Origin of the sequence: Campylobacter concisus (assembly GCF_002092845.1) — a bacterium.
GTDB classification, from domain to species: Bacteria; Campylobacterota; Campylobacteria; order Campylobacterales; family Campylobacteraceae; genus Campylobacter_A; species Campylobacter_A concisus_AQ.
Window position 1 is genome coordinate 18,759 of record NZ_LVXF01000007.1, and the last position, 14,265, is coordinate 33,023.

The 14,265-nt window shown below is 37.4% G+C and carries 14 protein-coding genes and 1 pseudogene; 12 read left to right on the plus strand and 3 right to left on the minus strand.

Going from position 1 to position 14,265, the window contains the following annotated elements:
- Positions 1-33: 33 nt before the first annotated feature.
- Entirely contained in the window at positions 34-1,944 is a 1,911-nt protein-coding gene (tkt, locus tag A3854_RS02750) for a transketolase (RefSeq protein WP_084041218.1), read from the plus strand.
- Between the two features lie 57 nt (positions 1,945-2,001).
- A complete protein-coding gene (locus A3854_RS02755) occupies positions 2,002-2,796 on the plus strand; it encodes an undecaprenyl-diphosphate phosphatase (RefSeq protein WP_084041219.1) in 795 nt (264 codons plus the stop codon).
- 109 nt (positions 2,797-2,905) lie between these two features.
- Here the strand turns inward: A3854_RS02755 and A3854_RS02760 are convergent, their stop codons facing one another.
- Genes A3854_RS02760 through moaC form a run of 3 tightly spaced genes read right to left on the minus strand, consistent with a single transcriptional unit; the run spans position 2,906 to position 4,872 of the window.
- Positions 2,906-4,144 carry a hypothetical protein gene (locus A3854_RS02760; RefSeq protein ID WP_084041220.1) on the minus strand — a complete coding sequence of 413 codons (1,239 nt, stop codon included), beginning with the start codon at positions 4,142-4,144 and terminating at the stop codon, positions 2,906-2,908.
- A 10-nt stretch (positions 4,145-4,154) separates the two neighbouring features.
- The gene (locus A3854_RS02765; RefSeq protein ID WP_084041221.1) at positions 4,155-4,421 is read right to left on the minus strand and encodes an HP0495 family protein; all 267 of its coding nucleotides are present in this window, start codon (positions 4,419-4,421) and stop codon (positions 4,155-4,157) included.
- Positions 4,396-4,872 carry a cyclic pyranopterin monophosphate synthase MoaC gene (moaC, locus tag A3854_RS02770; protein ID WP_178140250.1) on the minus strand — a complete coding sequence of 159 codons (477 nt, stop codon included), beginning with the start codon at positions 4,870-4,872 and terminating at the stop codon, positions 4,396-4,398. The genes A3854_RS02765 and moaC overlap by 26 nt, the downstream gene beginning before the upstream one ends.
- A gap of 369 nt (positions 4,873-5,241) precedes the next feature.
- Here moaC and A3854_RS02775 point away from each other — a divergent pair, with 369 nt between their 5' ends.
- The 10 genes and pseudogenes from A3854_RS02775 to A3854_RS02820 all read left to right on the plus strand — a co-directional run.
- Positions 5,242-6,108 carry a hypothetical protein gene (locus A3854_RS02775; protein ID WP_180378635.1) on the plus strand — a complete coding sequence of 289 codons (867 nt, stop codon included), beginning with the start codon at positions 5,242-5,244 and terminating at the stop codon, positions 6,106-6,108.
- Between the two features lie 12 nt (positions 6,109-6,120).
- On the plus strand, positions 6,121-8,709 hold the full coding sequence (nosZ, locus tag A3854_RS02780) for a Sec-dependent nitrous-oxide reductase (RefSeq protein WP_084041222.1): 2,589 nt from the start codon (positions 6,121-6,123) through the stop codon (positions 8,707-8,709).
- Between the two features lie 83 nt (positions 8,710-8,792).
- Positions 8,793-9,548 (plus strand): cytochrome C, encoded by a 756-nt coding sequence (locus tag A3854_RS02785; protein WP_072595072.1) that lies wholly within the window; start codon positions 8,793-8,795, stop codon positions 9,546-9,548.
- Positions 9,541-10,797 carry a nitrous oxide reductase family maturation protein NosD gene (locus A3854_RS02790; RefSeq protein WP_084041223.1) on the plus strand — a complete coding sequence of 419 codons (1,257 nt, stop codon included), beginning with the start codon at positions 9,541-9,543 and terminating at the stop codon, positions 10,795-10,797. The genes A3854_RS02785 and A3854_RS02790 overlap by 8 nt, the downstream gene beginning before the upstream one ends.
- The gene (locus tag A3854_RS02795; protein WP_084041224.1) at positions 10,790-11,467 is read left to right on the plus strand and encodes a 4Fe-4S dicluster domain-containing protein; all 678 of its coding nucleotides are present in this window, start codon (positions 10,790-10,792) and stop codon (positions 11,465-11,467) included. Before A3854_RS02790 ends, A3854_RS02795 begins: the two co-directional genes overlap by 8 nt.
- Positions 11,464-12,012, plus strand: a complete 549-nt coding sequence (locus tag A3854_RS02800) for a c-type cytochrome (RefSeq protein ID WP_054197254.1) — start codon at positions 11,464-11,466, stop codon at positions 12,010-12,012. The genes A3854_RS02795 and A3854_RS02800 overlap by 4 nt, the downstream gene beginning before the upstream one ends.
- Positions 12,012-12,473 carry a c-type cytochrome gene (locus tag A3854_RS02805; protein ID WP_084041225.1) on the plus strand — a complete coding sequence of 154 codons (462 nt, stop codon included), beginning with the start codon at positions 12,012-12,014 and terminating at the stop codon, positions 12,471-12,473. The genes A3854_RS02800 and A3854_RS02805 overlap by 1 nt, the downstream gene beginning before the upstream one ends.
- Positions 12,474-12,475: 2 nt before the next feature.
- Positions 12,476-13,375 carry a NapH/MauN family ferredoxin-type protein gene (locus tag A3854_RS02810; RefSeq protein ID WP_084041226.1) on the plus strand — a complete coding sequence of 300 codons (900 nt, stop codon included), beginning with the start codon at positions 12,476-12,478 and terminating at the stop codon, positions 13,373-13,375.
- Positions 13,376-13,384: 9 nt separating this feature from the next.
- Positions 13,385-14,038, plus strand: coding sequence for an ABC transporter ATP-binding protein (locus A3854_RS02815; protein ID WP_054197251.1), 654 nt, complete (start codon positions 13,385-13,387; stop codon positions 14,036-14,038).
- Positions 14,031-14,265 (plus strand): annotated as a pseudogene (locus A3854_RS02820) (ABC transporter permease); the annotation flags it as partial. The gene A3854_RS02815 and the pseudogene A3854_RS02820, both read left to right, overlap by 8 nt.

Genomic DNA, 14,265 nt, shown 5'->3' on the forward strand with positions numbered 1-14,265 from the left:
TTTGTATAATCTGACGTAATAAAAGGAGATCATATGCTAAAAAAACAAGCCGATACTATAAGATTTTTGTGCGCTGATATGGTGCAAAACGCTAACAGCGGACACCCAGGTGCGCCTATGGGTTTAGCTGATATTATGGTGGTTTTAAGCAACTTTTTAAAACACAATCCAAAAAATCCAAAATGGCTAAATAGAGATAGGCTCGTTTTTAGCGGTGGTCACGCATCAAGTTTGGTTTATAGCTTCTTGCACTTAAGCGGCTACGATCTAAGCCTTGATGAGCTTAAAAATTTTCGCCAACTTGGCTCAAATACTCCAGGACACCCAGAAATTCACACTCCAGGCGTTGAGGTGGCCACTGGCCCACTTGGCCAAGGCGTGGCAAATGCAGTCGGTCTAGCCATGGCAGAAAAATACGCTGCAAACGTGCTAAACGAGCCGGACAATAAAATAATCGATCATAAAATTTACTGCCTTTGCGGCGACGGCGACCTAGAAGAGGGCATAAGCTACGAGGCATGTTCAATCGCAGGAAATTTAAGACTAGACAACCTTGTGCTCATTTACGACTCAAACAATATCACGATCGAGGGCGACACAGCAATAGCATTTAGCGAGGATGTCAAAGCGAGGTTTGAGGCGCAGGGCTGGGAGGTCGCGCGCATCGATGGACACGACTACGATCAGATCGAATTTGCACTAGAGCAGGCAAACGAGAAAGAGTCGCCATATCTTATCATCGCAAACACACGTATAGCACGCGGTGCAATGGAGCTTGAAGGCTCACACCACAGCCACGGCGCGCCACTTGGCGAAGAGATCATCAAAAAGGCAAAGGCTGCAGCTGGCTTTGACCCTGAGAAGAAATTTGCTATCGACGAAGACGTGCTTTTAAGATTTAGAGGTGCAGTTGAAAAGGGAGATCTTGAAGAGGCGATGTGGAACAAAAAGGTTGAGGCGTTAAGCATTGAAGGCAAAAATTTATTAAACTCGCTTCTTAATCCAGACTTTAGTAAGATCGAATTTCCAGACTTTAGCGACAAAAAGCTAGCCACAAGAGATACAAACCATGTCATTTTAAATGAGATAGCTAAAAAACTACCTGGCTTTATCGGCGGTAGCGCTGACTTAGCTCCTTCAAATAAGACTGAGCTAAAGGGTATGGGCGACTTTCCAAATGGCAAAAATATCCACTACGGCATCAGAGAACATGCCATGGCAGCCATCAACAACGGTATCGCTAGATACGGCCTTTTCTTGCCATTTTCAGCGACATTTTTTATCTTTAGCGACTATCTAAAGCCAAGTGCAAGGATAGCAGCACTCATGGGCATCAAGCACTTTTTTGTCTTCACGCACGATAGTATCGGCGTTGGCGAAGATGGTCCGACACACCAACCTATCGAGCAGCTTAGCACATTTAGAGCGATGCCAAATTTCTACACTTTCCGCCCAGCTGATGGTAACGAAAATGCAGCTAGCTGGAAAGTGGCTCTAAATTTAAATGCTCCAAGTGCCTTTGTGCTTAGCCGTCAAGGGCTTGATCCACTTGCAAAAGGCGAATTTGGCGAGGTTAGTAACGGCGCATATCTTTTAAGCTCGGCAAAAGATGCGAAGATCACATTTATAGCAAGCGGCAGCGAGGTCTCACTCTGCGTAAAAGCAGCTGCACTTCTAGCTGAGCAAGGCATCGGTGCAAATATCGTATCAGCGCCTTGTTTTGATCTGCTTTGCGAGCAGCCAGCTGAGTATCTGGCTAGAATTTTAGATAAAAACACGACTATCATCGCAGTTGAGGCAGCAACTGGCTATGAGTGGTATAAATTTGCCGACGCAGTTTATGGCATGAATAGCTTTGGCGCCAGCGGCAAGGCAAATGAGCTATTTGATCACTTCGGATTTACTCCGCAAAAGCTTGCAAATTTTGCTAGCGAACTTATATAAATTTAATCTTGGGGAGTAAAATCCCCAGCTGCAATCTAAAATCAAAAAAGGCATTTTATGGAAATTTCTCACGTTATCGTTTTGGCCTTGGTGCAAGGCATAAGCGAGTTTTTGCCGATATCTAGCTCGGCTCATCTCATCTTGGTGCCAAAGCTACTTGGCTGGCCAGATCAAGGGCTTGCTTTTGACGTGGCAGTGCATGTTGGTACGCTAAGCGCGATACTTTTTTATTTTAAAGATACGATTTTTAAGCTACTTCGCGACTTTTTTGCCTCGATCGCGCAAAGAAAGATGGTAGGCGATAGCTTTCTTGTTTGGTGCGTGGGATTTGCCACTATCCCAGTTGGCATCTTTGGGCTTTTGTTTAACAATGTGATCGAAGAGTATGCAAGAAGCGGCGTTGTGATCGCTGTTACTACGATCATCTTTGGCATCGCACTTTACTTTGCTGATCTTCGCTCAACAAACAAAAGCGAATATGAAATGACCATAAAATTTGCGCTTATTATCGGCCTTGCTCAAGCTGTGGCGCTTATCCCTGGCGTCTCAAGATCAGGCATAACGATGACGGCAGCCTTATTTTTAGGCTTTAGCCACAAGGGAAGTGCAAATTTCTCATTTTTGATGTCGATCCCAGTCATCATCCTAGCCGGCGGACTTGAGAGCATCAAGCTTATAAAAGATCCAAACGCTTTGCCATGGAGCGACATTGCCCTTGGTGTAATTATAAGTGCAGTTAGTGCCTACGTGTGCGTGAAGTTATTTATGGGTATCATCTCAAGGATTAGAATGCTTCCTTTTGTCATCTATCGCTTGATTTTAGGAGCATTTTTACTTTATCTATTTTTATGATTTTAAAGCTTTAAAAAGTAAAAGCCAAGTGTGGAGAAATTTTTCACACTTGGCAAGAATATGTAGTGCGAGTATCTTTCAGAAAAAATTTCAAGATAAGCTTGATAATTTAATCCTCTTTTTTATCTTTTTTAATAACATTTAACAGATCTTTTGCAGCTTGATAAGCTCTATCTCCAAATTTCTTGGCTTCTGATTTGATGTCAATTTGTTTGATGTCTTCAAATTTTTCATTGGCTTTTTTCTCAAGATTAGTGATCTCTTGTTTGATCTCTTCGATTTTGTCATTTGTATCAAAATTTAGCTTTAGCTTTTTGCTCTTGTCGTTTAGCTCTTGCTTTAGGGCTTCAAATTTATTATTTGCCTCGCTCATAAGCTTTGCCATGCCGTTTGACTTTAATTCTTCTATCCTTGAAATGATCTGCTCTCTTGCTTGATCGCTAATGCGTTTAAATTTTGCTAGGTTTGTATCTAGCTCGCTATTTATCACATTTTCGATCTCATTTCTTGCCACACCTTCAAATTCTTTTTCAAGTTCCCTAAGCAATGCTATAAATTCTTCATCAATATTTTTTAAGTTTAGTAGCTGCGAGTTTAGCCTAAGCTCATCTGGAGCAAATTTCGCCTCATCTTTAAGCTTTTCTATGGCCCTTAAAATGCCATCTCTTGTGCCACTTATCGCTCCACTTATCAACTCTTTTGCAAAGATATGACCCTCGTCTGCTAAATTTGCCGCTGCTATGATGATATTTTTTGAAATTTCAAGTATCCGCTCTTTGCTAAACTCTCCTCCAATTATCGCAACATAAGTCATATTTTTAGCTATCGCACCAGCTGTTTCCTCGACATCTTTTGCGCCTTCAAGAGTTGTCAAAAATGCGATTTGAGCGCTCTCTTTTAAGATACCAAGAAGTCTTGTTTCTCTAATGATCGCATTATTTAAAAGCTCTAAAATTTCCTCTTTTTCACTAAAATTTCTATCTTTTACGACTTCTTCAGCTGCTTCAAATGAAATTTTGAGCCTATTTTTTATCTCTTCACGTTTTGCTTCTATTGCACGGTTTAGCTCATCTTTTTTATCAAGTAGCTCGTAAAGTGCCTTTTCTTCAGCACCGACAATGGCCTGATTTATTCCCTCCATGGCACTTTTTAGATTTTTTGCATTTATGAGATCTTCTTTATTCATTTTGTCATAAAGCTCATTCATTTTAGCCTTTAAAATTTCTGGCAAAGCATTTATATCTTTGTTTGCAGCATCTTGAAAGAAGTTATTGCAAAGAGCTTTTATGCTTATTAATAAGCCATCGCTGCTTTTATAATCATGTAAATTTTGTTCTAAATTATTCATATTTTTTACCTTATAAAACGTATTTTGCTTCGTGTTTTAGTGCTGAAAATATCTCTAGCCTCTCTTCTTCGCTCAAAACTAGCACGGCTAGATCATAGCTTACATACTTTTTATCTTTGCTAAATTTTGAAAAGACTAGTTTAAATTCTCTATCTTTTACTATCTCTTTTACCTTTTCTTCTACATTGACATCTGCATCAAATATTATTTTATATTCCCAATGCGTTGGGTAATCAATTTTTGCTTTTTTGTTATTTAGATCGCATATACTCGCCACTTTTTCCTCCTGTTTTACTCTCTAATACGATATTACTTATTTCCATGCTTTTATCTATAGCTTTTACCATATCATAAATGGTCAAAAGCCCCACGCTAACGCCAGTTAATGCCTCCATCTCAACGCCTGTTTTGCCCTCTATTTTTACGCTCACATAAAGCTTAAAAGCACAAATTTCAGATAGCTCTTCGATATCACAATCCACACCTAAAATAGCTAGCGGATGGCACATCGGGATTAGCTCGCTTGTCTTTTTTGCTCCCATTATCGCAGCAACGACAGCCGTTTGAATGACTGGACCTTTTTTGCCAGTATTTTCTTTGATCGCTCTAAAGGCCTCTTTGCTCATTTTGATGATCCCGCTAGCAGTTGCTACTCTTTTTGTTGGATCTTTTGGGCTTACATCGACCATTTTTGGACGATCTTTCTCATCTAAATGCGTTAGCATTATCTCTCCTTTTTTTGGCGGATTATAGCCTATTTAAACAAATTTAAATTATCAATAGGTTTAAGCTAAAAATATACCAAATGCATAAATTTTTGGCTTTTGTTTAAATGCTAAAGATTTCTCATTACTTAATATAATTATTTAATTTAAATAATTTTCTTAAGAAATAATTTAAAATTAGATTTTTATTCAAATTAGCACTAAAAATAAGCGATTCAATAGATAATAAATTTTATTAAAACCATATTAGTATTGATTAAATCATAATATCTATATAATGTAAATAATAAAATTTAAAAAAATTTACTGATATTTTTCTTTAAAAGCTTAAAAAAAATAAATTAATCGCTAATTTGCTTTTAAGAGTTAAGTATGTATAGTTTTTTACTTAATAAATTTATGATGAAAGTGCCTTGGATTATGAGATTTCTGCTTTGTATAAGTTTGTTTTTGATAACAGCTTTTGCCCAGCAATTAGGCTGCTTTATTAATGAAAGCAACCAAAGCATCGTCTTTATAAAAGATGGACAGATTAAAAATTTGGATATAAAAGAGACGATTTATAAAAATCAAGAGTGCGGAAATGATGGAGAATCCTTTTATATCGCAAATTTAAACAATGAGATTATTGAAGTGGCAAATGAGAGAAATTTTTTATTTGCCATGCCAAATGTCGGCTGTAAAATTTCGCAAATTATGGCAATTAAAAATAAAATTTACGTAGCTTGCGATATGGCTAATGAAGTAAGCATAGGCGTTTTTGATAAAAATCTAAATAAACTTTTAACTAAAAATTATAAAGATGTTTATAAAATTTCGAGCCTTTTGCCAATTGATGATGAGCTATTTTTTACGAGCTTTAATGGCAAAGCATTTTTGCTTGATAAAGAGCTTAATTTAAAAGAGAAAAAGCGTGTTGGCTTTGCTCCGCTTAGTGCCTGTAAATTTAAAGGGAATGATATTTTGCTTGGCTTTAGAGATGGAGAAATTTTAGATTTTAAAAGTGGAATTAAAAAGCAAGTTTTAAAATCTAAAATTTCAGCTCTTGCGTGTATGGAGGATGAAATTTTTATAGGTGATGGGGATGGAGTAGTCTATAAATTTGACAAAGATTTTAAGTTAAAAGGACAAAAGGCTCTTTTTAGCAATGAGATAAAAAGAATTTTTATAGACAAAGGCGTCTTAAATGGCGTAAATTTAGACAATGAGATAAAGAGTTTAGAGATAAATTCATTTTAAAAAGGAGAGTAAATGCAAAAGTTATTTTGTGTCGCAAGTGCTGCGTTGCTTGGGCTATCTTTAACGACTGCTTGTGCTGCTAGTAGTGACCTTGAAAAAGTCATGAAAGAGCGTGGGCTAAGCGAAAAGGATGTCCTTGCAGCTGCTAAAACTTATCAGCCTAGCGGTAAAAAAGATGATTTCATCGTCTTTTCATCTGGTGGGCAAAGCGGTCAAGTGCTAGTTTATGGCGTTCCGTCGATGAGAATTTATAAATACATCGGCGTTTTCACGCCAGAGCCTTGGCAAGGATATGGCTATGACAATGAGTCAAAAGCTGTTTTAAAACAAGGCAACATCAGGGGCAAAGAGATAACATGGGGCGATACACACCACCCAAATTTCACTGAGAAAAATGGTGAGTATGTTGGTGATTATCTATTTATCAACGATAAAGCTAACCCAAGAATCGCAGTTATAAATTTGCATGACTTTGAGACAACTCAAATCGTTGTAAACCCTATCATGAAGAGTGAGCACGGCGGTAGCTTCATCACTCCAAATAGCGAGTATGTTATCGAAGCTAGCCAATATGCAGCTCCACTTGATAACAACTACCACTCAATAGATGACTATGAAGCAGTTTATAGAGGTGCTGTAACTTTTTGGAAATTTGACTATCCAAAAGGCAAGATCGATGAGAAAGAGTCATTTTCTCTTGAGCTTCCACCATACTGGCAAGATCTAAGTGATGCTGGTAAAGGCGAGAGCTACGGCTGGGGCTTTACAAACTCAATAAACACTGAGATGTATACCGGCGGTATCGAAAAAGGTCTCCCTCCATTTGAAGCAGGTGCAAGTAGAAATGACACTGACTTCTTGCATGTTTATAACTGGAAAATTTTAGAAAAACTTGTTCAAGACAAGAAAAATTACAAAGTTATAAATGGTCACAAGGTAGTTACAATAGACGCTGCTGTAAAAGCAGGTGCGCTATTTTTGATCCCAGAGTCAAAGAGCCCACACGGTTGTGACGTAAGCCCAGATGGTAGATATATCATTATTGGCGGTAAGCTTGATACTCACACATCAGTTTATGACTTTAGAAAGATCAAAGAGCTAATCGATAAAAAAGAGTATGCTGGCACTGACCCATACGGAATTCCTATCTTAGATAGAGAAAAGTCAATGCACGGACAAGTCGAACTTGGCCTTGGACCACTGCATACATCATTTGACTCACAAGATGGCGTACTTTATACATCACTTTACGTTGATAGTCAAATCGTAAAATGGGACTATAAAAATTTAAAAGTGCTTGATAAGATAAATGTTCACTACAATATCGGCCACCTTGATACAATGGAAGGCAAATCAGCAAAACCAGTTGGCAAATATGCAATCGCTCTTGATAAACTTTCAATCGATCGCTTTAGCCCAGTTGGCCCACTTCATCCACAAAATCACCAGCTAATAGACATCACTGGTGCAAAAATGGATCTAATCTATGATATGCCAATACCACTTGGCGAGCCACACGATGTTGTTTCAATAGCTGCTAGCAAACTAAGCCCAGCGCTTACTTACAATATGGGCACAAACTCAAGAACAGGCGAGGCTAGCCCATATGCAACTCTAGCTGGTCAAGAAAGAGTTGAGAGAAATGGCAAAAATGTAACCGTCTATGCGACAATGATCAGAAGCCATATCAACCCAGAGCACATCGAAGTAAATAAAGGTGATAACGTAACAATTCACCTAACAAACCTAGAACGCGCTCAAGATGAGACTCACGGCTTTGGCATCGACCTTTACAACATTCACGCTTCACTAGAGCCTGGCAAAACCGCTTCAGTAAATTTCGTAGCTGATATGGAAGGTGTCTTCCCATACTACTGCACCGAGTTTTGCTCAGCACTTCACCTAGAGATGATGGGTTATTTACTTGTTAAAGATCCAAATAAAAAATATGAATCTGCAAAAAATAACAAGCTAAAAACTCTAAGCCCAGAAGCTTTAAAAGCTGAATACGACAAAGTAATCGCAACTAATAAGGCAACTGACGATGTTATCCAAGAGGTTGTTAAATACCTAAAAGAGAAACATTATGAGAAATATCCAAAAGTAAAAGCTTTGGTTGATGACGCACTTGATCAATACGGCCACATCAAAGAGGTAAAAGCTAAAGCTGACGAAGCTTATAAAAAAGGCGACGTAAACGGCGCTATCCTTTGGGAGTACCAAGTATGGCAATACATGGTAAAAACAGCTGACGTTGGCTTAAGAGCTAAAAATAACCTAGCTAAAGAGATTGCAACTCCGATGAGTCCAGCTGCTGCAAAAGGTGAAGAGGCTTATCTAAAAGGCGGTTGTAATGGTTGCCACGTTATCGGTCAAGTAAGCTCAGGTCCAGACCTAACAGGCGTTTTACTAAGACATGAAAATGGTGAAAAATGGGTAGCAGAATTTATCAAAGATCCTGCTAAGTTCTATAATGACGACTACATTAAATCAATGATTGATTACTTTAACCTTAGAATGCCAAATCAGCATATGAGTGATGAAGAGATCAAAAATATCATCGAATACCTAAAATGGGTAGATGAAAACGCTGGTATGTAGTTTTTAAAGGGGCATTTTGCCCCTTTTTAAATTTTAAAATTTTATTTTTAGCAAGTGAAATTTTAAAATTTAAAGGAGAGATCATGAGTAAATATAAAATTTATACCATTGTTGCACTTGTCTTAATGACTGTTTGTTTTACTTTGCCTGTTCTTGGTTGGCACGGAGCAAAAGAGCGTATAGCTGATGGCGATGAACTACCATCTTATACTTACGGTATCTATAATCTTTATAGCTCATTTCAGTATAAAAATCACCTTTTATCAAAAGATGTAGCAAGCGATCTTCATAAGATGATCGAACAAAAAGCAGAGATAGGTACACCATCTTTTCCTATCTGGTACGTCTCTCTTGAAGCTCCAAATTATCCAAAATCAGCCTTTCCTGATGGAATTCCTGTATATTTTCACGTAGATGGATATAGTGGCGACGTGCATGAGATGAATACGATAAATCACTACATCGGTATGTATCCTATGGAGCATGGCGGAAATTTAGAGCGAGCGATAGCACCTTATTATTTGCTTATTTCAACGCTTTGTATGCTTGCATTTTTGTATTACAACGGCAAATTTAACTCGCTTCTTATGGTTCCAACGATTATCGCGCCTGTGCTATTTATGAGCGCATTTGCAGGATGGCTTTACTGGTATGGACACAATATGCAAGAGTGGGGTGCATTTAAGATTAAACCATTTATGCCAACAGTTTTAGGTGATGGTAGCGTTGCACAATTTACAACTCACTCTTATCCAAGTATCGGATTTTGGGTTATGATTGCTATGAGTGTATTTTGCATACTTGCAGTATTTTCAAAGAAAAAAGAGCTAAATGCGTAAAATTTTCAATTTTGCCCTTGCTTTCTTGCCTATTTTTAGCTCTGCAAATATCCTTCAAGATGCAATAAATAATGCTAGCCCTGGCGATGTTATAAAGCTAGGAGACGGCATCTATGAAGGAAGCATAACTATAAATAAGCCGCTTAGTATCGTTGGTGAGGGCAAAAACGCTCGCATAAAAGGAAATGGTAAAGGCACAGTTGTAAAGATTATTGCCTCAAATGTTACGCTTAGAAATTTAAAGATAAGTGGTAGCGGAAATGATCTTGGTGAGCTTGATGCTGGCATTGGCTGTGATAAAGCAAATAATGTCTTGGTTACGCAAAATGACTTGAGTGATGTGCTTTTTGGGATTGATTTTAAAGAGTGCAGCAGCTCAAAGATCACTGAAAATAACATCACTTCTAAAAAAGGGGCAAGTCTTGGTTTTAGAGGTGATGCTGTTAGACTCTGGTATAGCCATGAAAATTTAATAGAAGGTAATTATATTTATGATAGCCGCGATATGGTTGCATGGTATGCAAGTCATAATAAATTTTTAAAAAATAAAGCGATTCGCGGTAGATACTCGCTTCACTTTATGTATGCGAATCAAAATTTAGTCGAAAACAATGATTTTATCGGCAATGCAGTCGGAATGTTTTTTATGTATTCGGCTGGCTCAAATATAAAAAATAATCTTGTTATGGATAGTGACGGCGCTTTTGGTATTGGTATTGGTCTAAAAGATGTTTCAAATTTTACTATCGAAAATAATACACTTATCTATAATGCGAGAGGAATTTTGCTTGATAACTCGCCGTTTCAGCCAGGCTCAACGATAAATTTCTTAGGCAATAAAATTTTACACAACGTAGTTGGCGTATATTTTCACGCTACTCAGGGGACAAGCATATTTGAAAATAATGATTTTATAGGCAATATGGATATCGTTGCGAACGACACTCCAGGCGATAAAATGGCATTAAATCGGTGGAGTAAAAATTATTATGATGAGTATGAGAGCTTTGATAGAGATAAAGATGGCTATGGTGATACGCCGTTTATGCATCTATCGTATGCCGATCAGCTTTGGCAGTATTATCCGAATTTGCAGTTTTTCTATGGCTCAAGTGTCTTTAGTATCTTAAATTTTTTAGCCAAACTCGCACCATTTTCTGAGCCAGTAAAGCTACTTGAAGATAGCACGCCAAGGATAAAACCACTTGATGCTTCAAATTTTAACGCGTTAAGGGCAAAACGTGGATAGAAGAAAATTTATAATCTTAGGCTCAGTCGCAGCTGCCGCAGGATATGGCATAGGTAAAATTTTGCCAAAAAGTAGCGGCGATAAACTCTATCTTAGACCACCAGGCGCGGTTGATGACTTTGATGATCTTTGTGTTAAATGCGGTCAGTGTGTGCAGGTATGCCCTTATCACAGTATAAGTTTGCTTGATATAAAAGATGGATATTCAAATGGTACAGCATACATAGATCCTAAAAAGAGAGGTTGCTATTTATGTGATCTTTTCCCATGTGTGCTCGCCTGTCCAAGTGGTGCGTTAGATCATGCTACAAAAGTTGTTGATGATGTGAAAATGGGTGTTGCTGTCTTGAGTAATGCAAATGCCTGTATGTGCCTAAAAAGAGAAAAACTAAGCGAAGATAGTGTTGAAGATTTGCTTGTTCGCAAAGTTTATAACGATAGAGAAGAGGCAGAAAAAGATAAGATAAAAGGCAAAATCGGTCAAATTTGTGACCTTTGTGTCAGTATTTGCCCAGTTGGCGATAGTGCAATAGTAATGAGTGAAGCAAATTTACCACTCATAAAGCATGGCTGTGTTGGGTGTGGGGTGTGTGCTGAGGTTTGCCCTGTAAAAATTATAAATATTGCCCCAAAAATGAGTTATGATGAAATTTATAAGGAGAAAGAATGAGATTAATAATGTCTTTAGTGGCTGTTGCTTTGCTATTTGTCGGCTGTGAAAAAAGTGATGACAAAGCGCAAAAAGCAGCTAGCGAGCAACCAATAAATGTGGCTACGAGTGCTAGCATAAAGGTTGAAAAAAAAGAAAATAATCAAAGTACAAATAAACAAAATGACTTCATAAAATACGATATGCACGGCGAAAAGAGCGTAAAATTTGGACTTGAAGATAATAACGTAAGCCGTCAAATCGGGGCTTTAGCAATGGTAAGAACCCCTCTTCAAACTATAAATTTAAGACTTATAAAGGGTAGGCTTAGCAAAAATTTCATTACAAAATGTTCAGCTTGTCATGATGATTACGCAAATGGCATCATTGGACCATCACTTTTAACAAAAAGTGAAAATGAAATTTATACAATGATAAATGCTTATAAAAATAAAGAAAAAGTCAATGTCTTGATGCGAGATCTTGTTAAAAAAATGGATGATAGTGAAATCAGAAATTTAGCTAAAGAAATCAGTGATTTTAATACACAATTTAGGAGCAAATAATGAAAGTAGGAAAGATTATAACCATTATTTTAGCAGTAGCGATTTGCGGTATCATGGTGTTTATGTTAAGCCAGACTCCGCCTAAAAAGGAAAAAGCAGCAACTAATGCTCAGCCAAAAGTAGAGCAAAATTTTACAAAAGAGCAGCCAAAGTCTAGTGAAGAATTTGCTAGCGAAGATGAGCTAAAAAAGGTAAAAGAGCTAAGTCTAAGTGTGGCTAAAGTGCACAATGAAGGCGTTAGCAAGCAATATCTAACAACTTGTGCTCCGTGTCATGGTGCAAATGCAAAAGGCGTCGTAGCTCCTGATATAACACACCTAAGTAAGGATGAATTACTTAAAAAGCTAGCTGATTATAAAGCTGGCAAGGTGCAAAACTCGCTTATGAAGGGGCTACTTACAAATGTTAGTGATAGCGAGCTTGAAAGCCTTGCAGATGAAATTTCTAAATTTAAAAAGTAAAAATGGACAAATATAACACTCGTGCGACGATTAGAAATGTAAGCTTTCTAAGCACGTTAATCACAACTACAAAAGATGGCAAGAAGCATCCTAGTATACGTTTTTGGCGCATTTTTAGCATTATTCTAGTTCATCTTTTATTTGTGCTTTCATATAGAGTTGATATACAAATTTTAGAAGGTGACATCAGTGCCTCAAGGATATTTGGTTTTCACTTGGCAGATGCTTTTATGAGCCTGCAAGTCTTTTTGGCGACGCATGAAATCCATGTAAATTTAATAATTGGCTCACTTAGTATCTTGGCATTTTATATCATTTTTGGCGGTAGAGGCTTTTGCTCTTGGATCTGTCCATATTCATTAATAAGCGAGATAGCTGAGAAGATCCATGAAAATTTACGTGCTAAAAAGATAGTAAAGCCACGAGTTTTTGACACAAAGTGGCGATATGTTTTTACCATTTTATTTTTAACCCTTAGCTTTGCTAGTGCAAGCCTTACATTTGAAATTTTTAATGTTGTTGGGATTTTTTCAAGATTTATTATCTATGGCTATTTTCATGCTATTTGGTTTGTTGTAGCCATGCTTATGGTTGAAATTTTCTTCTCACGTAGAGCTTGGTGCAGGTATGTATGTCCTATCGGTGCGACTTACTCGGTGCTAGCTAAACCAAATGCCATAAAAGTTAGCTGGGATAAAGAAAAATGCGACCACTGCTTAGTTTGCACTGATGTTTGTCTAGTGCCTCACGTACTTTTTATGACAAAAAAGGGAGCAAAGCTTGACGAGAGCAAAAATATCTTTAGGATAGCTGGCGCTGATTGTACGCTTTGTGGTAGGTGCATTGATGTGTGTCATCAAGATGCACTGAAATTTGACAACGGCTTTAAAAAACTCATATAAGGAAAATTTTTGATAGATATAAAAGAAGTAACTAAAATTTTTGGCTCGCAAAGGATACTTGATAATGTTAGCCTAAATGTAAAATCTGGCGAAAAAATAGCAATACTTGGACAAAATGGAGCTGGCAAAAGCTCGCTCATGCGTATCATTTTAGGCGAGTTTATCCCAAATAGCGGAAGTATTGCAATAAATGGCGTAAATACTCTAAAAGATAGAAAAGGGGCTTTGAAATTTATCTCATTTGTGCCACAAACTCCACCACCGCTTAAATTTAACCTGCGTGAGCTTTGCGAGTTTGTTTGCAAAAGCTCAAATGTAAAATTTGAAGAGATTGAGAAATTTAGCAAGCTTTTAGAGCTTGATTTACATGCAAATTTAAATAAACCGTTTTATAAGCTCTCTGGCGGCATGAAACAAAAGATGTTAATAGCAATCGCATTTGCTAAGGATAGTGAAATTTTGATGTTTGATGAGCCAACGGCAAATCTTGACGTGAAAGCAAGGCTTTCTTTTAAAAATTTACTTGATAACTTCACGCAAAACAAAACACTTGTTTTTATTTCACACCGTATCGATGAGATAGCAAATTTATTAGATAGATGCGTCTATATGGATCTTGGCAAGATCATCAAAGAAGAAAATTTAAGGAGCAAGAGTGAATAATCTTTTTTTAATAGCAAAGCTTGATGTAAAAGAGTCTTTTCGCTCAAGATGGTTTGTGATATATGCTGCGCTTTTTTCTGCTTTGATGATAGGATTTTTATTTAGTGGCGTGACTGACTCACGTGTGCTCGGCTTTTCTGGGCTTACTAGAGCACTGCTTTTGTTTATTCAAATTTGTGTCATCATTGTGCCTATTTTTATTCTCATTTCAACTGTAAGAAGTATAA